The following is a 22413-nucleotide window of genomic DNA, read 5'->3' as shown; positions in this document are numbered from 1 at the left end:
ATTAAAATGAAAGTACAGGGGTTGTTTTTAATGCAAATAGAAAAATTAAGAGGAAAAGCATTAGATGAATTATTTGATGCAATTCTTACATTAGAAAACAGAGAAGAATGTTACCAATTCTTTGACGATTTATGTACAGTAAATGAGATTCAATCGTTATCTCAACGATTGCAAGTCGCAAAAATGATTAAGCAAGGATATACTTATGCGACGATTGAACAAGAGTCTGGTGCTTCAACTGCAACGATTTCTCGTGTTAAGAGATCTTTACAATGGGGAAATGATGCTTACACAATGATTCTAGACCGCATGAATATTGAAACGGCCGATTAATTAACAATTCTATATACTGTAGCGAAGTGTAATTTTAATGATTTCATTAGTAAAGCTGTTAGTAAAGAAACTTTCTTTGCTGACAGCTTTTTATGTTGTTAATTTAAAGTGTATTGATAAAATAGATACGAAGCGGTTATTTTTCTGAAAAATTTTGAATATATTTAATGAGAAACATGATTAATCTACCATTGATATGTCATGTTAGAATTCAATATAAAATCCTATATCGTTTTAGAACTCAGTGGTTAAAAATGATATAATCAAAAGTATGCTAAAAAAAGGAGTAACATATCATGTATGACATTAAAAAATGGAAACATATTTTTAAATTAGATCCTGCTAAGTCGATTTCTGACGATGATTTAGATGCGGTATGTATGTCTCAAACCGATGCAATTATGATAGGTGGCACAGATGATGTTACTGAAGATAATGTTATTCAATTGATGAGTAGGGTGAGAAGATATCCTTTACCTCTCGTTTTCGAAATTTCCAATATCGAAAGTGTTATGCCTGGTTTTGACTTTTATTTTGTACCGACTGTATTGAATAGTACAGATGTAAAATATCATAACGGTGTACTTTTAGAAGCATTGAAATCATTTGGACATGTCATAGATTTTGAAGAAGTTGTTTTTGAAGGATATGTTGTCATGAATCCTGAAAGCAAAGTAGCACAAGTTACACAAGCTGAAACAAATTTAACAGATGAAGATATCGAAGCATATGCTCAAATGATTAATGAAATGTATAAATTACCAGTTATGTACCTTGAATATAGTGGTGCATACGGAGAAGTTGAAAAGGTAAAGACAGCTGCAAATATGTTAAGTGATACACAATTATTTTATGGTGGTGGCATTAGTAATCAAGAAGAAGCTGAAGAAATGGCTTCGATTGCTGATACGATTATCGTTGGTGATATTGTTTATAAAGACATTAAAAACGCATTAAAAACAGTTAAGATAAAGGAGTCACATAAATGAATGCATTAGTAAATAAGATGAATGATGAACAAAGTTTAGCAGTACGCACTACAGAAGGACCATTACTTATTATGGCGGGTGCGGGTTCAGGCAAAACACGTGTTTTAACTCATCGTATAGCTTACTTGCTTGATGAAAAGGACGTATCCCCATACAACATTCTAGCGATTACTTTTACAAACAAGGCAGCAAAAGAAATGAAAGCACGTGTGGAAGCTTTAGTAGGAGAACCGGCTCAAGTTATATGGATGTCAACATTTCACTCAATGTGTGTAAGAATACTGAGAAGAGATGCGGATAGAATTGGTATTGAACGTAATTTTACTATAATTGATCCTACTGACCAAAAATCAGTTATCAAAGATGTGTTGAAAAATGAAAATATAGATAGTAAAAAGTTTGAACCAAGAATGTTTATAGGTGCTATAAGTAATTTGAAAAATGAATTGAAAACACCAGAGGATGCACAAAAAGATGCTGAAACATATCATGAACAAATGGTTGCTACAGTGTATAAAGGATATCAAAGACAGTTATCAAGAAATGAAGCGTTGGATTTTGATGATTTAATCATGGTTACAATTCGATTATTTGAACGTGTGCCAGATGTGTTAGAATTTTATCAAAATAAATTCCAATACATTCATGTCGATGAGTACCAAGATACAAACAAAGCACAATATACATTAGTAAATCTCTTAGCATCTAAATTTAAAAATTTATGTGTAGTTGGTGATTCTGATCAATCTATTTATGGTTGGCGTGGTGCTGATATTCAAAACATACTTTCCTTTGAAGAAGATTATCCTGAAGCTAAAACGATATTTTTAGAACAAAATTATCGCTCAACTAAAAATATATTAAATGCAGCTAACGAAGTAATCAAAAATAATTCAGAGCGTAAACCTAAAGGATTATGGACAGGTAATACATCTGGAGAAAAAATTCACTATTATGAAGCTACTACTGAGAGAGACGAAGCGGAATATGTAGTTAAGGAAATTATGAAACAACAACGTAATGGAAAAAAATATAAAGATATGGCTATCTTATACCGTACCAATGCTCAGTCTCGTGTGTTGGAAGAGACATTTATGAAATCTAATATTCCATACACAATGGTTGGTGGTCAAAAATTCTATGATCGTAAAGAAATTAAAGATCTACTTAGCTATTTGAGAATAATAGCCAATAGCAATGATGATATCAGTTTACGTCGTGTAATCAATGTACCAAAACGTGGCGTAGGTCCATCGACAGTAGATAAAATTCAGGCATATGCTGCTCAAAACGAGATAAGTATGTTTGATGCACTAGCAGAAGTAGACTTTATAGGCTTATCTAAAAAAGTAACACAAGCATGTATTTCATTTTATGACATGATACAGAACTTAATTAAACAACAAGAATTTTTAGAGATTACAGAAATCGTTGAAGAAGTATTGGTGAAATCAGGTTACCGTGAGATGTTGGAACGAGAACAAACATTAGAATCAAGAAGTAGGTTAGAAAATATAGATGAATTTATGTCAGTCCCTAAAGACTACGAAGAAAACACGCCATTAGAAGAACAGTCGTTAATCAATTTTTTAACAGATTTATCTTTAGTTGCTGATATAGACGAAGCGCAAATAGATGATGGCATAACGTTGATGACAATGCACTCAGCCAAAGGATTAGAGTTTCCTATTGTATTTATTATGGGCATGGAAGAATCATTATTTCCACATATAAGGGCGATAAAAAGTGATGATGATCATGAAATGCAAGAAGAAAGAAGAATTTGTTATGTAGCGATTACACGTGCTGAAGAAACGTTATATTTAACGCATGCGACATCAAGAATGCTTTTTGGAAGACCGCAGTCAAATATGGCTTCAAGATTCTTAAATGAAATACCTGAAGATTTATTAGAAAACGAAAATAAATCACGAGCAACTGCACAAGGAAATCGATTTAAATCTGCAACCAAACAACCTGAAAAAAGAGGATATAGTAAACGTGTGACATCCTCGAAAAAAGCACAACAATCGACGGATTGGCATGTTGGTGACAAAGTTATTCATAAATCATGGGGCGAAGGTATGGTAAGTAATGTTAATGAAAAAAATGGTTCGGTTGAATTAGATATTATCTTTAAATCTGAAGGACCTAAACGTTTGCTTGCTCAATTTGCACCTATTGAAAAGAAAGGGGAATAAAGCGTGGCTGACTTACAATCGCGTGTCGATGTATTACATCAATTACTAAATCAATATAGTTATGAATATTATGTACAAGACAACCCTTCAGTACCAGACAGTGAATACGATAAACTTTTACATGAATTGATAGATATTGAGGCGAACAACCCAGAATATCGAACAGCTGATTCACCTACAGTAAGAGTAGGTGGCTCAGCTCAATCAACTTTTGAAAAAGTGAATCATGATACACCGATGCTAAGTTTAGGGAATGCTTTTAATAAAGAAGATTTAAAAAAATTTGACCAGCGTATACGTGAACAAATTAATCATGTGGAATACATGTGCGAATTGAAAATAGATGGTTTAGCAGTCTCTCTCAAATACGAGAATGGTAAATTTGTACAAGGTTTGACGCGTGGTGACGGTACTACGGGTGAAGATATCACCGAAAACTTAAGAACGATACATGCAATACCATTAAAGATTAATGAAGCTAGAACATTTGAAGTTCGTGGTGAAGCATACATGCCCAGAAAATCATTTTTTGATTTAAATGAAGCTAAAGCACAAAATGATGAGCAACCTTTTGCCAATCCAAGAAATGCAGCTGCTGGTTCACTTCGACAATTAGATTCCAAACTTGCAGCAAAGAGAAAGTTAAGTGTTTTCTTATATAGCGTAAATGACTTTACACAATTTCATGCACATACACAAAGCGAAGCTTTAGATGAATTAGATAAATTAGGTTTTAAAACAAATAAAGAAAGAGAACGTGTCCAAACTATAGAAGAAGTATTCGATTATATTGAAAAATGGACTGAAGCACGTGAACAGTTACCTTATGATATCGACGGCATTGTTATCAAAGTAAATGATTTAGACCAGCAAGATGAGCTTGGCTATACACAAAAATCTCCTCGTTGGGCAATTGCGTATAAGTTTCCTGCTGAAGAAGTCATAACAGATTTATTAGATATTGAACTGAGTATTGGTAGAACAGGCGTCGTTACACCTACGGCTATACTTGAACCAGTTAAAGTAGCGGGCACTACAGTTTCTAGAGCTTCTTTACATAATGAAGATCTAATACATGAAAAAGATATTCGAATTGGTGATAGTGTTGTAATTAAGAAGGCGGGAGACATTATACCAGAAGTCATAAAAAGCGTATTAGATCGTCGACCACAAAATGCTGAAGTTTATCACATGCCTACACATTGCCCTAGTTGTAGTCATGAACTTGTAAGAATTGAAGGAGAAGTGGCTTTAAGATGTATCAATCCAAAATGCCAAGCACAACTTGTTGAAGGTATGATTCATTTTGTATCACGACAAGCAATGAATATAGATGGTTTAGGTACTAAAATTATTCAACAACTTTATGAAAATGAAAAAATAAAAGATGTTGCTGATATATTTTACTTAACTAAAGACGATTTGCTACCATTAGAGCGAATGGGTGAAAAGAAAGTAAACAATCTATTAAATGCGATTGAAGATGCTAAATCAAACTCATTAGAACATTTGCTATTTGGTTTAGGAATTAGACACTTAGGTGTCAAAGCGAGCCAAGTCATTGCTGAAAAATATGGAACCATGGATGATTTGTTTAATGTTACAGAAGAGTCATTGATTGAAATCTATGATGTTGGTCAAAAATTAGCACAATCATTAGTCACTTATTTAGAAAATGAAGATATCCGTGCACTTATTAATAAATTAAAGAAAACACATGTTAATATGACTTATAAAGGTGTCAACACAACAGAGTTAGAAGGACATCCAGAATTTATTAATAAGACCATTGTTTTAACTGGAAAGTTATATCAAATGACAAGAAATGAAGCTTCAAAATGGTTAGAGATTCAAGGTGCTAAAGTTACAAACAGTGTTACAAAAAAGACAGATTTAGTAATTGCTGGAGAAGACGCTGGTTCAAAACTTACAAAAGCTGAACAATTTGGTACAGAAGTTTGGACAGAAGATGACTTTGTCCAGAAACAAAAAGAAATAGAGGGATAGAGGAGATAATGCATGAAAAGAACGATTATACTATTCATCTCAGCAATTTTTCTATTATCAGCATGTGGAAATGAGGATAATGAAAAAAGTAAAGAACAATCTAATGACAATAAGCAGCAAGAAAAATCAGGTTCAGTTAAAGAAATTGCCACCGATAAAAATGTTCAAGGCAATAATTATAGAACGATTTTACCATTTAAAGAAAGTCAAGCACGTGGTTTATTACAAGATAATATGGCAAATAGTTATAACGGTGAAGATTTTGAAAACGGGCTTTTAGAATTGAGTAAAGAAGTTTTTCCAACTGACGATTATTTATATCAAGATGGTCAATACTTAGATAAAGATACGATTAACGCTTATTTAGACCCGAAATATACCAAATCAGAAGTAGATGCAATGGATGAAGATGAACGAAAAGAAAAGAAAGCGAATGAGAATTTAGGTTTAAATCCATCACATAATGGTGAAACAGATCCAGAAAAAATTGCGGAAGATTCACCTGCATATCTTTCTAATATTTTGGAACAGGATTTTTATGCGAGTGGTGATACTAAAGGGAAGAAAATTAAAGGTATGACCATTGGGCTAGCAATGAATAGTACGTATTACTATCAAAAAGAAAAAGATGGCGAGACCTATAGTAAAGATTTAGATGATAAAGAAATTAAGAAGCAAGGAAAGCAAATGGCAGGCGAAATTTTGTCAAGAGTCAGAGAAAATAAAGCTTTGAAAGACATACCTATACACTTTGCAATTTATAAACAAACTGGCGAAAATTCAATTGTACCAGGAGAGTTTATTGCTGGTACGACAGTTGAAGATGGTAAGACACGTATTAATGAATGGAAAGATATTAATCAAACAACAGCATTGTTACCTTCTGATGAAGCAAGTAAAATTGATGAAAATCTAAATAATAATTTCAAACAATTTAATGATGATTTACAGACGTATTTTAATAACTTTACTCAAGCAGTAGGGACAGTTAAATTTGATAATAAAAAAGCGAAGCAACTAACTGTTGATGTACCGATTGATTATTATGGCGAAGCAGAAACAATTGGTATCACACAATATATCACTGAACAAGCAGAGAAATACTTTGATGATATTGACGAATATGAAATTCGTATAAAAGATGGTAACAAGGGAAAAGCTTTAATCAGTAAAACTAAAGATGACAAAGACCCACAAGTCCATATTTATAAAAACAATAATTAATAAGCATATACACATTAAAAGCCACACTTGTAATCAAGATATGTATTACAAGTGTGGCTTTTAATGTGTTAATTTATAGTGAGAGAGTTATTATACGATTATTCTTTGACAATCTCTTTTACTTTATTTAAATCGTTATTTACAAACTCACCGGGCTTTTTCGTAATTTTACTTACTAGATAAGTAACGATCACACTAGCTAGGAAACCAGGAATTATTTCATACATACCGAAGATTTCATTTATTGATGCTAATGGTTTAATCCAAGCAATCCATACAATAACGACTAAAGCACCGGTAATCATACCGCTCAAAGCACCAGCGTGAGACAAACCCTTCCAGTAAAGTGAGAAGATTACTAACGGACTAAATGCCGCGCCAAACCCTGCCCAAGCATTACCTACAAGGTTTAAAATTGTATCATTTGGAGACCAAGCAATCCAAATTGCAATAATTGCTACTAGTAAAACAGATAGTCTTCCTATCATTACAAACTCTTTTTCGTGTGTTTTTGCTTTCGATTCACCGCGAATAAGTTTATAAAAATCTTCAGTCAGTGAACTAGAAGTTACTAATAACTGAGATGAAATTGTGCTCATGATAGCTGCCAATATAGCTGCTAATAAGAATCCACCAACGAGTGGATGGAATAAAATTTGGCTCATAATGATAAATAGTGTCTCTGGATCTTCCATTTTAATATGGTATTGAGGTATAAATGCGATACCTGTTAACCCTACAGCAACTGCACCTAAGAGCCCTACAACCATCCAGCTTATACCTAAACGTCTAGCTTTTGGTAAAAGTTTATGTGTTTTAATGGACATAAAACGAACGATGATATGTGGTTGTCCAAAATAACCTAAACCCCAGGCAAATAAGGAAATAATACCTAAAAATGTAGTCCCTTTAAACAAGTCCATATTGGTAGGTTTCATTGCTGCTACCTCACTAAATGTATCCAAACCGTTAAGTTTTATAAGTGCTACGATAGGGACCATGACCATAGCAATTAACATAATTACACCTTGAAAGAAATCTGTAATGGATACAGCTAAATATCCACCAAAAAACGTATAAAAAATAACGATTGCTGCAACAATGATAAGCCCCCAATGATAGTTCAAGCCAAAAGCACTTTCAAATAATTTACCACCAGATACAAACCCAGAATGTGTATATAAAGTAAAAAACACAACGATGATTAGACCTGAAATTATTTTTATGTAATTTTTGCGGTCGTTGAGTCGATTTTTAAAAAAATCTGGTAAGGTAATAGCATCTCCTGCAATTTCAGTATAAATACGAAGTCGAGGTGCGACTACAAAATAGTTAACATAAGCGCCAAGCGATAAACCAATTGTAATCCACATTGCAGATAATCCAGTACTATATACAGATCCAGGAAGCCCCATAATCATCCATCCACTCATATCAGATGCACCTGCTGATAGGGCAGTTACATAAGGGCCAATACTTCTACCTCCAAGCATAAATTCACTTAAATTACCTGTGGATTGCTTATAACCGTAATAGCCAATAACTAATAAAATGATAAAATAAATAATAATCATGATATACGTTTGCCAAGTAGCGTGAACTTGATTCGCTAAAGATGTGCCTAGAATAAACATAATACTTCAACTCCCTTATCCCCAGAATATTAAATTGTGTTACATGAATTATTATACAATGAAATTTATAAATAGAGTAGAAATATTTTTTGTATTTCAAAATAACTAGCTCAATGACAAAAATGAAAATGCTTACATTAAATGAAATAATATTACACTATTTATAAATAATATGGTTTATTATGCAATGATTGATATAAATGCTGTGATACTTAAGTAGATTATGTTCAAAATATATTTAAGTCACATAATTCCAAAAGGTTGAGCAAAAGGAATTAAAATAAACCGGGTTATTTATTGTTATTGGTGAAAAGTTTAGATTTTTGCTTGGAATTTTGATACAATTTTATAATGAATGAGTAAAAAGGAGGCTTTTATTTAATGGCTAAAGTTACACGTGAAGAGGTAGAGCATATTGCTAATTTAGCTAGACTTCAAATATCAGAAGAAGAAACAATTGAAATGCAAGATACATTAGAAAGTATTTTAAATTTTGCTAATCATATAGATACAGCAGACACTAGCTCAATTGAGCCAACTTATCATGTATTAGATTTACAAAACGTGTTAAGAGAAGACAAAGCAATCGAGGGCATTCCTCAAGAGCTTGCATTAAAAAATGCTAAAGAGACGGAAGATGGACAATTCAAGGTGCCATCTATCATGAATGAGGAGGACGCTTAAGATGACCATCCGTTATGAATCTGTGGAAAATTTAATTACATTAATAAAAAACAAAGAAATTAAACCTTCACAAGTAGTAAACGATATCTACGATGCAATTGAAGAAACTGATCCAACAATCAAATCATTTCTTGCATTAGATAAAGATAATGCTATTAAAAAAGCACAAGAATTAGATGAGTTACAAGCCAAGGACCAAATGGAAGGCAAACTTTTTGGTATTCCAATGGGAATTAAAGATAATATTATTACTGAAGGTGTAGAAACAACATGTGCTAGTAAAATGCTAGAAGGATTTGTACCTATCTATGAATCCACAGTTATGAATAAATTACGCAACGAACAAGCGGTTTTAATTGGAAAATTAAACATGGATGAATTTGCAATGGGAGGTTCTACAGAAACTTCTTATTTTAAAAAAACGTTAAATCCATTTGATCACACAGCTGTTCCTGGTGGTTCATCTGGTGGTTCTGCAGCAGCAGTTGCAGCAGGATTAGTTCCTTTTAGTTTAGGCTCTGATACTGGTGGTTCAATTCGTCAACCTGCAGCTTATTGTGGAATCGTAGGCTTAAAACCAACTTATGGTCGTGTATCACGTTTTGGTTTGGTAGCGTTTGCGTCTTCATTAGACCAAATCGGACCGTTAACACGCAATGTTAAGGACAATGCTTTAGTATTAGAAGCAATCACTGGTTTAGATGAAAATGATAGTACAAGTGCACCAGTAGAAGATGCAGACTTTACATCTGATATTGGTAAAGATATTCAAGGACTTAAAGTAGCATTACCAAAAGAATATCTTGGCGAAGGTATATCTGACGAAGTGAAAGCATCTGTGAAAAACGCTGTTGAAACATTGAAAGAACTAGGTGCTACAGTAGAAGAAGTTTCATTACCAAACACAAAATATGGCATTCCTTCTTATTATGTAATCGCATCATCTGAAGCATCATCAAATTTATCGCGTTTTGATGGTATCAGATACGGTTATCATTCACCAGAAGCAAATTCACTTGAAGAATTATATAAAATGTCAAGAAGTGAAGGATTTGGTGAAGAAGTTAAGCGTCGTATTTTCCTTGGTACATTTGCGTTAAGTTCGGGTTACTATGATGCGTTCTACAAAAAATCACAAAAAGTTAGAACATTAATTAAAAATGATTTCGATCGTATTTTTGATAACTATGATGTTGTAGTAGGACCAACAACACCAACAACTGCATTTAATATAGGTGAAGAAATCGATGATCCACTTACAATGTATGCGAATGACTTACTAACAACACCAGTTAACTTAGCTGGTTTGCCAGGTATATCTATTCCTTGCGGTAAAGCGAATGGACGTCCAATTGGTTTGCAATTTATTGGTAAACCATTTGATGAGAAAACATTATATCGTGTCGCTTTCCAATATGAAACAAAATTTAATTTGCATAATGAATACGAAAATTTATAAGGAGTGGAAATCATGCATTTTGAAACAGTTATTGGACTAGAGGTCCATGTTGAGTTAAAAACAGAATCTAAAATGTTTTCTCCATCACCAGCACATTTCGGAGCAAAACCTAACTCAAACACAAACGTCATTGATTTGGCTTACCCTGGTGTATTACCGGTTGTCAATAGACGTGCGGTTGATTGGGCGATGAGAGCATCAATGGCATTAAATATGGATATTGCAACAGAATCAAAATTTGATCGTAAAAACTATTTCTATCCAGATAATCCTAAAGCATATCAAATTTCACAATTTGATCAGCCAATTGGTGAAAATGGTTATATTGATATTGAAGTAGATGGTGAAACGAAACGTATAGGTATCACACGTTTACACATGGAAGAAGATGCTGGTAAGTCAACGCATAAGGATGGTTATTCACTAGTTGACTTAAATAGACAAGGTACACCATTGATTGAAATTGTATCTGAACCAGATATTCGCTCACCACAAGAGGCGTATGCATACTTAGAAAAATTGCGTTCAATCATACAATATACTGGTGTCTCTGATTGTAAAATGGAAGAAGGATCATTGCGTTGTGATGCTAATATTTCTTTACGACCATATGGTCAAGAAGAATTTGGAACAAAAGCAGAATTGAAAAATTTAAACTCATTTACTTATGTTCGTAAAGGGTTAGAATATGAAGAAAAACGTCAAGAAGAAGAATTATTGAACGGCGGAGAGATTTTACAAGAAACGAGACGTTTTGATGAAGCTACAGGTAAAACGAATCTTATGCGTGTAAAAGAAGGTTCTGATGATTACCGTTACTTCCCAGAACCAGATATTGTGCCTTTATATGTTGATGATGAATGGAAAGAACGCGTACGTCAAACAATACCTGAATTACCAGATGAAAGAAAAGATAAATACGTCAATCAATTTGGTTTACCAGCATATGATGCACATGTGATTACATTGACAAAAGAAATGTCTGATTTCTTTGAAGGTGCAGTAGCTGAAGGTGCAGATGTAAAATTAACTTCAAACTGGTTAATGGGCGGCGTTAATGAGTATTTAAATAAACATCAAATAGAATTATTAGATACTAAACTTACACCACAAAATCTTGCAGGTATGATTAAGTTGATTGAAGATGGCACAATGAGTAGTAAAATCGCTAAAAAAGTTTTCCCAGAACTAGCTGAAAATGGTGGAGATGCCAAACAAATTATGGAAGATAAAGGCTTAGTTCAAATCTCTGATGAAGCAACACTGCTTAAATTTGTAAATGAAGCGTTAGACAACAATCCACAATCCGTTGAAGATTATCAAAATGGTAAGGGTAAAGCTATGGGCTTCTTAGTTGGTCAAATTATGAAAGCTTCCAAAGGTCAAGCTAACCCACAATTAGTGAACCAATTATTAAAACAAGAATTAGATAAAAGATAACATCATCATTTATTTTTAAACAGTTTTAATCTAATTAAAGAAAAACCTGAGACTGAAGCATCTTAAAAAAAAAATAAACGTCAATTTCTATTACAACTATAGAAATTGGCGTTTTTTGTTAGTGTAACATTCAGGAATATATCATTATCATCTTTTTTAAGCGATTTTGGCAATTATTGACGCCAAGAGGATCATTTAAAAGGAGCAAATGAGGATAATGTATATTCATGTAAAATGTAGCACAATCAAAACTTTAAAATTTTAATGTGATAGCAATTCTTAATTATGGATTAATGCTTATGTTTTAAGCATAGGTATGGATGTTTCAAGAACTTTAATATTGAGTAGTATATTATATTTTCTTTTTAAAAATAGCCTAAATGCTTTTATCATTTAACTAAATCATTTAATATATATACTGAGTATAAAAAGTTGAGGGATAAAATATGAGAAAACGAGCTAGAATCATTTATAACCCAACATCTGGTAAAGAATTGTTTAAGCGAACATTACCAGATGTGTTAATAAAATTAGAAAAGGCCGGTTTTGAAACGAGTGCCTATGCGACTGAAAAAATTGGAGATGCTACCACTGAGGCGAAGCGTTGTTTAACACAAGATTATGATGTTTTAATAGCTGCAGGTGGTGATGGGACACTCAATGAAGTCATCAATGGCATAGCAGAACATCCGAATAGACCTAAGATTGGCATAATCCCAATGGGAACTGTAAATGATTTTGGGCGAGCTTTGCACTTACCTAATGATATTATGAGCGCGATAGATGTCATTATTGAAGGTCATTCAACACGCGTTGATATCGGAAAAATGAACAGTAGATACTTCATTAATTTAGCTGCAGGTGGACAATTAACACAGGTATCTTATGAGACACCAAGTAGATTAAAATCAATTGTCGGCCCTTTTGCATATTATATTAAAGGATTTGAAATGTTGCCTCAGATGAAAGCTGTTGATTTACGTATCGAATATGATGAAGAGGTTTTCCAAGGAGAGGCGCTCTTATTTTTATTAGGTTTGACCAACTCTATGGCAGGATTTGAAAAGTTAGTGCCTGATGCCAAATTAGATGATGGCTATTTTACCTTGATTATAGTTGAAAAAGCTAATTTAGCAGAATTAGGACATATTATGACGCTTGCATCTCGAGGTGAACATATTAAACATCCTAAAGTACATTATAAAAAAGCCAAATCGATTAATATTTCTTCATTTATAGATCTGCAATTGAATGTGGATGGTGAATATGGTGGCAAGTTGCCTGGAAACTTTTTGAATTTAAAACAGCATATTGAAGTCTATACACCAAACGATATTAAAAACGAGGAGTTAGTTGAGCAATAATAGACAATATATTAAAATAAAGCATCATCGTGAACGAGATTAATGAATAAGATAAAATGAATCTTCCAAAATGTTAATAGACAACGAGGTTAGGTAAAACTACAAATAGCCTAACCTCTTTTATATGGGGTGACAAAATGAGCATAATACAAAAAAATGAAATTATAGAAGGACGCGTAATTGATTTAACACATGAAGGACATGGCGTTGTAAAGTTAGACCGTTATCCTGTGTTTGTTCCTAATAGTTTAATAGATGAAACGATTAAATTTAAAGTGATCAAAGTAAAAAAGAATTTTGCGATAGGTAAATTAATAGAAGTTAAAGAACAAAGTAATGAACGTATCGAGCCACCCTGTGTATATTATTACAAATGCGGGGGCTGTCAATTACAACATATGACATACCAAGCTCAATTGAATATGAAGAAAGAACAAGTGGTTAATTTGTTTCATCGAAAAGCAGATTTTAAAGAAACGATAATTAATGAAACAGTTGGTATGGAAAACCCCTGGTATTATCGAAATAAATCACAAATACCCGTTGGAAAGAATAAAGAAGGAGAGATTATCTCAGGTTTTTATAGACAAAGAAGTCACGATATTATAGATATGGAAACATGTTTAATTCAAGACCAATTGCATCAAAAAGTTATGAACCGACTTAAAGTTTGGTTTAACGAATTAAATATTAGTGTTTATAATGAACAAAAAAAACAAGGGCTTATGAGACATGTTGTTATACGTACTGGACACCATTCAAGAGAATTAATGGTTATTTTTGTGACAAATGGCAGGAAGTTTAAACAAAGTGATTTACTTGTACAAAAATTAATTGATACATTTCCTGAAATCACGAGTATTAAACATAATATCAACAATACACATTCCAATGTGATATTAGGAGCCGAGTCTAATACCTTATATGGTGAGACAACAATTAATGATAAACTATCAGACGTTACTTTTAAAATAAGCGATCAATCTTTTTATCAAATTAATTCGATACAAACTGAAAAATTGTATCAGCTTGCGATTGAATATGCAAACTTAAATCAAGATGATATTGTCCTGGATACATATTGTGGTATTGGAACAATAGGTTTATATATGGCACCAAAAGCAAAACATGTTTATGGAGTAGAAGTCGTGCCAGAAGCCATTGAAGATGCACAACAAAATGCGACTATAAACCAATTTGAAAATACTACTTTTGTCTGTGGTAAGGCAGAAGAGGTTATATTAAAATGGAAATCACAAGGAATTAAACCAGATGTAGTGATGGTTGACCCACCTAGAAAAGGCTGTGATGAAACATTTTTACAAACATTATTAGAATTAAATCCAAGAAAAATTGTCTATATTTCATGTAATCCATCTACACAGCAACGTGATGCGCAATATTTAGCGCAACATTACAAACTAACGAAAATTACACCAGTAGATATGTTTCCACATACAACACATGTTGAAACGGTTGCACAATTCAACCGTATTTAAAAATAGCTTAATAGATAAGTGTTATTCAATAAACATTGTGTAAAGTTAATTAACTTGTTATTTACTCAGTATTGCAGTTTATTTCATTCTAAGAAGATTTGTTAAAATTCAATTACAAGTCATTAACTTTGTTCAATAGCTCTTTCTAAGTGGATAAAATCATTGTATACTCTAGGTAACAACAAAGCATTTGGAGGGTTGCTAATGTTTAAAATTGAGTTGTTTTCTAATAAAAAGTTATTAGAAGGATTTTTACTATTCCAATTGACAATAGTAATGATTAGTATATTGCTATCGTATAAATTTGCTTATTTATTTGCTTCAGTTATAGAGCAAAATATTTTATTTAATTTAATCTATGGTATTTTAGGTTTTACAATTGTTTATTTCATACATGAATTGATTCATAACTTAATGTTTCGCATTTTATCAAAAGGTCAAAAACCAATTTATCGAGTTAAATATGGTTTGGTAAAGTCACATATGCCACAAGTTTATTTTAAAAAATGGCAATATAGCTTGATTATGTTAGCCCCTTTAATTATTATATCATCCATTTTATTTATCGTATTTTTTATTACGCCTTATTCATCTATCATATTTATAGCAAGTTTCCACATTGGCTATTGTGTTATGGATTTATATTTACTTTCCGGCGTATTAAATGACAAGGTTGAAGTGATAGAAGACACTGAGGATGGTATTAAATATTATACAAAAAACCCTTCAAATGAATTGCAAACTGAACCAAAATCATAAAAAATAATTAATCTGAGTTAGTATTACTACTATATACGCAGTTGCTTTTATGGATCATTGCGTGTTAAAAAGTGGTTAGCTAACTCTTTTTTGTATGTTTTTTTGTTATGAGCATATATTATGTAACAAAATCATTTAGATTGTAAGATAAATATCAAAAGCATCATAATATGAATTTTAAAAGGGAGGTGTGTGCATTGTCAGAAAGAAGGATTATTCATATAGATATGGACTATTTCTTTGCTCAAGTAGAAATAAGAGATAATCCAAATTTGGAAGGGAAGCCAGTCATCGTCGGTGGAAAGGCAAGTGGTAGAGGCGTGGTGTCAACAGCTTCTTATGAGGCAAGAAAATATGGTGTTCATTCTGCAATGCCCACCGCACAAGCTCATAAATTATGTCCGAATGGTTTTTATGTATCACCTAGATTTGAAGCCTATAAAGAAGCTTCAAATACAATTATGAATATTTTTAAAAGTTATACTGAAATTGTCGAACCATTGTCATTAGATGAGGCTTATTTAGATATTACGCATTTAGTGCGACCTGATTTACCGGCGTCTATGATTGCACAATATATTCGCAGAGATATATACGAAGCAACTAAGTTAACATCCTCTGCAGGTGTCTCATACAATAAATTTTTGGCGAAGTTAGCGAGTGGTATGAATAAGCCTAATGGTCTAACTATTATTGATTATAAAAATGTACACGATATTTTAATGGGATTAGATATTGGAGATTTTCCAGGGGTGGGTAAAGCTTCAAAAGAAAAAATGCATGAACATAAAATTTATAATGGTCAAGATTTGTATAATCAAAGTGAACGTGAATTAATTCGTCTTTTTGGAAAACGCGGTTATGGATTGTACAATAAGGCAAGAGGTATAGACAATAATGAAGTGAAAGCTACAAGAATTAGAAAATCCGTCGGAACAGAACGTACTTTCACAACCGATATTAACGATGATGATCAAATTCTGCAAAAAATATGGGAATTAAGTCATAAAACAGCTGAACGCTTAGCCAGAATTCAAAAATCTGGCAAAACCGTTACTGTTAAAATTAAAACTTTTAAATTTGAAACCTTGTCAAAACAAAGAAGTTTGAGAGATCCAGTAAGAAATGAGACGGATATTTATAATATTGCTTATAGTTTATATACTGAACTAAAAGATTCAGAAACACCAATTAGATTGGTTGGTGTGACAGTGGGTAACCTAGAAAAGGCGACCTATGAAAATATGACAATTTACGACTATATTTAAGTAAAATACAAAGGTAATATAGACTGATTTTAAATCCATTAATCTTTATCTTTTAACTGTTTACCAAATATTGATAACATACTGTTTAAATCATCATAGTGTTGTAATAGTCGAAAGGTAATCATTGCACATGCTTTCGCATCATTTAAAGCATCGTGATGACCATGAAAATCTAGATTGTAATAATGCATCATGTGGCTCAACCCATAACGATGACTATTTATTGTTTTTCTAGACAGTTGTAGTGAACAAAAATAAGTAATTGTTGGTGTTTCTTGTCCAATTTGTTTAATGCTGTCATACAACACATTCATATCAAAGGCTGCGTTATGAGCAACTACTGGTAAACCATCAATGAATTGCATCATATATGGATATACTGATTCAAATGTCGGCGCATCTTTCACATCATTTGGATTAATACCATGAACTGCAATGTTTTGTTTTGAAAAATAGTCATTTGGATTAACTAGTGTGTAAAAAGATTCTGTAATTTGATGATTGATCACTTTGACCATTCCCACTGAACATATACTCGTTCTTTTTCCATTTGCAGTTTCAAAATCTAAAGCAATATAAGCATTGGCTGTCATCAAGCAAGAATCCTTTCTCTTATAGAATATGTTATGACTTTATATAATTCTCTTTTCGAAGTCAAGTGAGTAAAACTCAATGAAACAAATAGTTGCATCTGCTAGTCTTTGCTGCTGACTCATAAATACTTAAAAAGCATGCCAACATCATTGGCATGCTTTTGTATAGTTATTAATAACTATATAGAAATAAGTAGTGAGTTACCACACTAACTCTATGCTTCATCTTCATTAAATGAACGTGAGGCTAATTCTTTCTCATATAAATATAAAGTATTACTATCATCACCGATACGTTTTAAGTAATCAATATGTGTATCAAACATTGATTCTTCTTCGACTTGTTCATCTAGGAACCAATTTAAAAATGAAATCGTAGCATAATCTTTATCTTTATTAGCTAAATCAGATAAGTTATAAAATCTGCGTGTTACGTCTTGTTCTTGAGCTAAGCCATCTTCAAAGGTTTCTAAGATACTTGTGAATTCAGATTTAGGTGCTGGTATCGAATTAAAGATTGCTTGTTCACCACGATCATTGATGTAATCATAAATTTTCTTACCATGAAATCTTTCTTCTTTTGCTTGCTGGATATAGAAATTAGCAAAGCCTTCGTAGGATTTGCTATCACAATATGCAGCCATTGCCATATAGGCGTGTGCAGCAAAATATTCGTGATTCATTTGTTCATTTAATGCATCTAATAATTCTTTATTCAACATAAGTCAAAGCCTCCATGTATCATTTTTTATTAGTATAGCAAATTTATTCTCATTCGTAAATAATAATTATTCTAATCTGGGAGGTTGATATATATTTGCATTGAGAATTGTTTGGAATACAACTTAATCGTGTTATAATATTTGAGTGAATAGTAGAGGAGGAAGTAGATGAGACAATGGACTGCAACACGCCTAGCGAGATTGGCAAGACAAGTAAGTCGTACTGTTGGGAAAAAAGGAACAGACTTACCAGGTCAAGTCGCTAGAAGAGTGGATAAAAATATTTTAAGAGAATTGGCATCTCATGTTGATGAGATTGTATTTATAAGTGGTACAAATGGGAAAACGACTACATCAAATTTAATAGGTCATACGTTAAAAGCAAACCAAATTGAAATCATACATAATAATGAAGGTGCAAATATGGCTGCTGGAATTACATCAGCTTTTATTTTGCAACTTAAAAAAAATACTAAAATTGCAGTTATTGAAATTGATGAAGGTTCTATACCAAGAGTACTAAACGAAGTTACACCTACAATGATGGTCGTCACTAATTTCTTTCGTGACCAAATGGATCGATTTGGGGAAATCGATATTATGGTAAATAATATTGCAAAAGCAATTGATAATAAAGGTATAAAATTATTATTAAATGCCGACGATCCTTTTGTTAGTAGATTAAAGATAGCAAGTGATACTGTTACTTATTATGGTATGAAAAAGCATGCGCATGATTTTGAACAAAGTTCTATGAATGAAAGTAGATATTGTCCTAATTGTGGTCATTTATTACATTATGATTATATTCATTATAACCAATTAGGCCATTATTATTGTGAATGTGGTTTTAAACGAGAAAAAACAAAATATGAAGTATCTCAATTTGATTTAACTCCATTTCTTAACTTAAATGTTGGTACTACAACATTTAATATGAAAATTGCAGGCGATTTTAATGCATATAATGCAATTGCTGCTTATACCGTGCTCAGAGAACTTGGATTAAATGATGCGTCAATTCGAAAAGGGTTTGAAACTTATACTTCTGATAATGGCAGAATGCAGTATTTTAAAAAGGGTACCAAAGAAGCTATGATCAATCTAGCAAAAAACCCTGCCGGTATGAATGCAAGTCTCTCGGTCGGTGATCGAATAGAAGGGAATAAAGTTTATGTTATCAGTTTAAATGATTATGCAGCGGACGGACGTGACACATCTTGGATTTACGATGCTGATTTTGAAAAATTAGTGAATCAACAAATAGAAGCTATTATAGTTACAGGTTCACGAGCGGAAGAGCTACAATTAAGATTAAAGCTTGCAGAGATTAATGTACCGATCATATTAGAAAGTGATATCTACAAAGCGACTGCGAAAACAATGGAATATACAAATAGCTTTACTGTAGCAATACCTAACTATACTTCACTTTCCCCTATGTTAAAGCAATTGAACCACTCTTTTGAGGAGGACAAAGTAAAATGAATGAGTTGACGGTCTATCACTTTATGCCCGATAAATTAAATTTATATAGTGATATAGGAAATATCATTGCACTTAAACAACGTGCTAAACGCCGTAATATCAAACTAAAAGTAGTAGATATTAATCAGACAGAAAATGTTACTTTCGATGAATGTGATATCTTTTTTATTGGTGGCGGTAGTGACAGAGAACAAGCATTAGCTACACAAGAATTAACTAAAATTAAAAGCAAGTTAAAAGATGCGATTGAAGATGGCTTACCCGGTCTAACTGTGTGCGGTGGTTACCAATTTTTAGGACGTAAATACGTTACGCCAGATGGTACAGAATTAGACGGGTTAAATATTTTAGATTTTTATACAGAATCTAAAAAAGATCGTTTGACAGGAGATATTGTAATCGAAAGTGATACTTTTGGCACAATAGTTGGATTTGAAAATCATGGGGGACGTACTTATCATAATTTCGGGACTTTGGGAGAAGTTACGCATGGTTTTGGTAATAATGATGACGATGCCAAAGAAGGTATTCATTACAAGAATTTATTAGGTACGTATTTACATGGCCCCATACTACCTAAAAACCATGAAATTACAGACTATCTATTAGAAAAAGCGTGTGAACGCAAAGGCATTGTATTCGAACCGAAAGAATTAGATAATACTGAGGAAGAAGCAGCTAAGAAAGTCATTATTGAACGCGTTTCTCAACAGAAAAAATAGAATTCCGACTTTATTAAAATATAAAAAATAGCCTAGGACAAAGGTCCTAGGCTATTTTTTATGTTACGTATTTAATGTTATTCTTTAAGCAAATCGACTATTTAAAATTCTATAAATTAATAGTATTTCATAGACAATATGACTTTTTAATTGGTTTTTATCAAACTCATCTAAACCTTTGACCGTGGATTTAAGTAATGACGCTGATTCAGGATGACGTTCAAAATGCCCGGTACTATGTATATTATTTATACTGTCAGCAATATTCAGCATAGCAAGTTGCTCTTCTTTAGTAAAAGTAACCTGCGTGTCTTTTGGCAAATAAACTAAGTTAGATAGGTGAGTTATGAATAAGCGATTTGTATGTGTACGTGTAGTTAAAGACTTTAAACGAATCCATTCTGAATGATGGTGTTTATGATAACTGAGTTCGTCTTTTTGATAAGAAAGCAACGTTTCGACTTTTTGATTTAAATTTAATAAGGTGGCAAGTTGTTGATTGGTCGATCCATTATAAAATTTACCAACAACAAGTTGACGTATACGCTTATGAAATAGTGCATACATTTTTTCTTCTGTTAAATTAATAGCATCATCCAATTGATCATAATATTTGGGTGGTAAGACAATAAAGTTTACTAATCCAGCTGTTACTAATCCAATAATAGCTGTTAATAGTCTGGAAAAGAAATTAAAATAATAAGCATCATGAATACCAGGAATCATAGCCATTGCGGTTAAAGTTGCTACAGTAGTACCAACTTGTAAGTTCAATTTTGTACATAAAATAATGGTGAATGTTGCACTAAATGCATAGGCAAAAGCAGATTGATCACCAAAAATAAAAGTGAAAATCACGGCAAATAATGCACCAATAATTGTTGCAGGAAGTCTTCTATACCCTTTTATTAATGAAGCCTTAGCGGTTGGTTCAATTGTGACTATAGCTGTTAATATAGCAAAAATTGGGTTTAAATTTAAGGCTAAACAAAAAAGAGCAGTTAAAAATGTAGCTAAACCTGTTTTTATTGTACGTGCACCAACAATATTTTTATACCAAGAATCATTCATATTAAAACTCCTATATAAATAAACGTTTAATGATTTAACCAGAATTGTAAAACTGGTTATGTCATTACTTTGTTAAAATGTTAAACTATATATGATAAAAATTTTCTAATTTATTATATCAAAAAAAGTCTGCTATAATAAGAAGGAATATAATTTACAAAAAGGAACGGGATAAAATGATTGTAAAAACAGAAGAAGAATTAACAGCACTAAAAGATATTGGATACATTTGTGCACTTGTCAGAGACAAAATGCAAGAAGCTACTAAACCTGGTATTACTACAAAAGAACTTGATGATATTGCAAAAGATTTATTTAAAGCACATGGAGCTATTTCAGCGCCAATTCATGACGAAAACTTTCCAGGCCAAACTTGTATCAGCGTAAATGAAGAAGTGGCACATGGTATTCCTGGAAAACGAAAAATTCGTGAAGGCGACTTAGTAAATATTGATGTTTCTGCCTTGAAAAATGGCTATTATGCGGACACAGGAATTTCATTTGTAGTTGGTGAAGCGGATAATCCATTGAAACAAAAAGTTTGTGATGTTGCATTAGAAGCATTTGATGCAGCTATGACCAAAATCAAGCCTGGTGCGAAGCTAAGTCAAATTGGTAAAGCAGTCCACGCGACGGCACGTAAAAATGATTTAACTGTGATTAAAAATTTAACAGGTCATGGTGTTGGTCAGTCATTACATGAATCTCCAAGCCATGTGATGAATTATTATGATCCAAAAGATAAAACATTGCTTAAAGAAGGCACTGTAATTGCTGTTGAGCCATTTATTTCTTCAAAAGCAACATTTGTCACAGAAGGTAAAAATGAATGGGCTTTTGAAACGCAAGATAAAAGCTTTGTTGCTCAAATTGAACATACCGTTATAGTAACGAAAGAAGGACCAGTTTTAACTACTAAAATAGATTAGAATAAGTTTCGGTCTAAAGTCCTAATA

General features: G+C 32.4%; 19 protein-coding genes. 15 read left to right on the top strand and 4 right to left on the bottom strand.

What is annotated here, in order from left to right; all coding sequences use genetic code 11:
- Positions 1-30 precede the first annotated feature (30 nt).
- The 5 genes from MUA21_RS08300 (at position 31) to MUA21_RS08280 (ending at position 6754) form a co-directional block, all read left to right on the top strand.
- A complete protein-coding gene (locus tag MUA21_RS08300; RefSeq protein ID WP_046207972.1) occupies positions 31-333 on the top strand; it encodes a YerC/YecD family TrpR-related protein in 303 nt (100 codons plus the stop codon).
- A gap of 296 nt (positions 334-629) precedes the next feature.
- Entirely contained in the window at positions 630-1322 is a 693-nt protein-coding gene (gene pcrB, locus MUA21_RS08295) for a heptaprenylglyceryl phosphate synthase (RefSeq protein WP_070039287.1), read from the top strand.
- Entirely contained in the window at positions 1319-3523 is a 2205-nt protein-coding gene (gene pcrA, locus MUA21_RS08290) for a DNA helicase PcrA (protein ID WP_046207970.1), read from the top strand. Before pcrB ends, pcrA begins: the two co-directional genes overlap by 4 nt.
- Before the next feature lie 3 nt (positions 3524-3526).
- Complete coding sequence (gene ligA, locus MUA21_RS08285; RefSeq protein WP_107525769.1) at positions 3527-5530, top strand: NAD-dependent DNA ligase LigA; 2004 nt, start codon at positions 3527-3529, stop codon at positions 5528-5530.
- Between the two features lie 12 nt (positions 5531-5542).
- Entirely contained in the window at positions 5543-6754 is a 1212-nt protein-coding gene (locus tag MUA21_RS08280) for a CamS family sex pheromone protein (protein ID WP_262561051.1), read from the top strand.
- A 98-nt stretch (positions 6755-6852) separates the two neighbouring features.
- Here MUA21_RS08280 and putP read toward each other — a convergent pair whose 3' ends face one another.
- Positions 6853-8388 (bottom strand): sodium/proline symporter PutP, encoded by a 1536-nt coding sequence (putP, locus tag MUA21_RS08275; RefSeq protein WP_046207967.1) that lies wholly within the window; start codon positions 8386-8388, stop codon positions 6853-6855.
- Between the two features lie 381 nt (positions 8389-8769).
- Here putP and gatC point away from each other — a divergent pair, with 381 nt between their 5' ends.
- The 7 genes from gatC (at position 8770) to dinB (ending at position 16861) form a co-directional block, all read left to right on the top strand.
- On the top strand, positions 8770-9072 hold the full coding sequence (gene gatC / locus MUA21_RS08270) for an Asp-tRNA(Asn)/Glu-tRNA(Gln) amidotransferase subunit GatC (protein ID WP_019469599.1): 303 nt from the start codon (positions 8770-8772) through the stop codon (positions 9070-9072).
- Position 9073: 1 nt separating this feature from the next.
- Complete coding sequence (gene gatA, locus MUA21_RS08265; protein ID WP_046207966.1) at positions 9074-10531, top strand: Asp-tRNA(Asn)/Glu-tRNA(Gln) amidotransferase subunit GatA; 1458 nt, start codon at positions 9074-9076, stop codon at positions 10529-10531.
- Positions 10532-10543: 12 nt separating this feature from the next.
- On the top strand, positions 10544-11971 hold the full coding sequence (gene gatB, locus MUA21_RS08260; protein WP_046207965.1) for an Asp-tRNA(Asn)/Glu-tRNA(Gln) amidotransferase subunit GatB: 1428 nt from the start codon (positions 10544-10546) through the stop codon (positions 11969-11971).
- 446 nt (positions 11972-12417) lie between these two features.
- Positions 12418-13335, top strand: coding sequence for a diacylglycerol kinase (locus MUA21_RS08255; protein WP_107525767.1), 918 nt, complete (start codon positions 12418-12420; stop codon positions 13333-13335).
- Between the two features lie 137 nt (positions 13336-13472).
- Positions 13473-14834 (top strand): 23S rRNA (uracil(1939)-C(5))-methyltransferase RlmD, encoded by a 1362-nt coding sequence (rlmD, locus tag MUA21_RS08250; RefSeq protein WP_107525766.1) that lies wholly within the window; start codon positions 13473-13475, stop codon positions 14832-14834.
- A gap of 204 nt (positions 14835-15038) precedes the next feature.
- Positions 15039-15593 (top strand): DUF3267 domain-containing protein, encoded by a 555-nt coding sequence (locus MUA21_RS08245; protein ID WP_107525765.1) that lies wholly within the window; start codon positions 15039-15041, stop codon positions 15591-15593.
- Between the two features lie 197 nt (positions 15594-15790).
- On the top strand, positions 15791-16861 hold the full coding sequence (gene dinB, locus MUA21_RS08240; RefSeq protein WP_262561050.1) for a DNA polymerase IV: 1071 nt from the start codon (positions 15791-15793) through the stop codon (positions 16859-16861).
- Positions 16862-16899: 38 nt separating this feature from the next.
- Here the strand turns inward: dinB and MUA21_RS08235 are convergent, their stop codons facing one another.
- Positions 16900-17454 (bottom strand): 3'-5' exonuclease, encoded by a 555-nt coding sequence (locus MUA21_RS08235; RefSeq protein ID WP_046207960.1) that lies wholly within the window; start codon positions 17452-17454, stop codon positions 16900-16902.
- A gap of 215 nt (positions 17455-17669) precedes the next feature.
- Positions 17670-18176 (bottom strand): ferritin, encoded by a 507-nt coding sequence (locus tag MUA21_RS08230; protein ID WP_046207959.1) that lies wholly within the window; start codon positions 18174-18176, stop codon positions 17670-17672.
- 168 nt (positions 18177-18344) lie between these two features.
- Here MUA21_RS08230 and murT point away from each other — a divergent pair, with 168 nt between their 5' ends.
- Both murT and gatD read left to right on the top strand, forming a co-directional pair.
- Positions 18345-19664 carry a lipid II isoglutaminyl synthase subunit MurT gene (murT, locus tag MUA21_RS08225; RefSeq protein WP_107525764.1) on the top strand — a complete coding sequence of 440 codons (1320 nt, stop codon included), beginning with the start codon at positions 18345-18347 and terminating at the stop codon, positions 19662-19664.
- On the top strand, positions 19661-20386 hold the full coding sequence (gatD, locus tag MUA21_RS08220) for a lipid II isoglutaminyl synthase subunit GatD (protein WP_046207957.1): 726 nt from the start codon (positions 19661-19663) through the stop codon (positions 20384-20386). Before murT ends, gatD begins: the two co-directional genes overlap by 4 nt.
- Before the next feature lie 84 nt (positions 20387-20470).
- Here the strand turns inward: gatD and MUA21_RS08215 are convergent, their stop codons facing one another.
- Positions 20471-21457, bottom strand: a complete 987-nt coding sequence (locus MUA21_RS08215; RefSeq protein ID WP_064209717.1) for an FUSC family protein — start codon at positions 21455-21457, stop codon at positions 20471-20473.
- 176 nt (positions 21458-21633) lie between these two features.
- Here MUA21_RS08215 and map point away from each other — a divergent pair, with 176 nt between their 5' ends.
- Positions 21634-22386 carry a type I methionyl aminopeptidase gene (map, locus tag MUA21_RS08210; RefSeq protein ID WP_107525763.1) on the top strand — a complete coding sequence of 251 codons (753 nt, stop codon included), beginning with the start codon at positions 21634-21636 and terminating at the stop codon, positions 22384-22386.
- The last annotated feature ends 27 nt before the right edge of the window (positions 22387-22413 follow it).

The organism is Staphylococcus ureilyticus (assembly GCF_025558845.1).
Classification (GTDB): domain Bacteria; phylum Bacillota; class Bacilli; order Staphylococcales; family Staphylococcaceae; genus Staphylococcus; species Staphylococcus ureilyticus.
The sequence above is the reverse complement of the archived record's forward strand: the minus strand, read 5'-3'. Positions and strand labels throughout refer to the sequence as shown.

What these genes read in the sequence shown, in the direction of transcription:
- MUA21_RS08300 (WP_046207972.1), top strand. Translation starts at nt 31, where the DNA reads ATGCAAATAGAAAAATTAAGAGGAAAAGCATTAGATGAATTATTTGAT.
- pcrB (WP_070039287.1), top strand. Translation starts at nt 630, where the DNA reads ATGTATGACATTAAAAAATGGAAACATATTTTTAAATTAGATCCTGCT.
- pcrA (WP_046207970.1), top strand. Translation starts at nt 1,319, where the DNA reads ATGAATGCATTAGTAAATAAGATGAATGATGAACAAAGTTTAGCAGTA.
- MUA21_RS08280 (WP_262561051.1), top strand. Translation starts at nt 5,543, where the DNA reads ATGAAAAGAACGATTATACTATTCATCTCAGCAATTTTTCTATTATCA.
- putP (WP_046207967.1), bottom strand. Translation starts at nt 8,388, where the DNA reads ATGTTTATTCTAGGCACATCTTTAGCGAATCAAGTTCACGCTACTTGG.
- gatC (WP_019469599.1), top strand. Translation starts at nt 8,770, where the DNA reads ATGGCTAAAGTTACACGTGAAGAGGTAGAGCATATTGCTAATTTAGCT.
- gatA (WP_046207966.1), top strand. Translation starts at nt 9,074, where the DNA reads ATGACCATCCGTTATGAATCTGTGGAAAATTTAATTACATTAATAAAA.
- gatB (WP_046207965.1), top strand. Translation starts at nt 10,544, where the DNA reads ATGCATTTTGAAACAGTTATTGGACTAGAGGTCCATGTTGAGTTAAAA.
- MUA21_RS08255 (WP_107525767.1), top strand. Translation starts at nt 12,418, where the DNA reads ATGAGAAAACGAGCTAGAATCATTTATAACCCAACATCTGGTAAAGAA.
- rlmD (WP_107525766.1), top strand. Translation starts at nt 13,473, where the DNA reads ATGAGCATAATACAAAAAAATGAAATTATAGAAGGACGCGTAATTGAT.
- MUA21_RS08245 (WP_107525765.1), top strand. Translation starts at nt 15,039, where the DNA reads ATGTTTAAAATTGAGTTGTTTTCTAATAAAAAGTTATTAGAAGGATTT.
- MUA21_RS08235 (WP_046207960.1), bottom strand. Translation starts at nt 17,454, where the DNA reads ATGACAGCCAATGCTTATATTGCTTTAGATTTTGAAACTGCAAATGGA.
- MUA21_RS08230 (WP_046207959.1), bottom strand. Translation starts at nt 18,176, where the DNA reads ATGTTGAATAAAGAATTATTAGATGCATTAAATGAACAAATGAATCAC.
- murT (WP_107525764.1), top strand. Translation starts at nt 18,345, where the DNA reads ATGAGACAATGGACTGCAACACGCCTAGCGAGATTGGCAAGACAAGTA.
- gatD (WP_046207957.1), top strand. Translation starts at nt 19,661, where the DNA reads ATGAATGAGTTGACGGTCTATCACTTTATGCCCGATAAATTAAATTTA.
- MUA21_RS08215 (WP_064209717.1), bottom strand. Translation starts at nt 21,457, where the DNA reads ATGAATGATTCTTGGTATAAAAATATTGTTGGTGCACGTACAATAAAA.
- map (WP_107525763.1), top strand. Translation starts at nt 21,634, where the DNA reads ATGATTGTAAAAACAGAAGAAGAATTAACAGCACTAAAAGATATTGGA.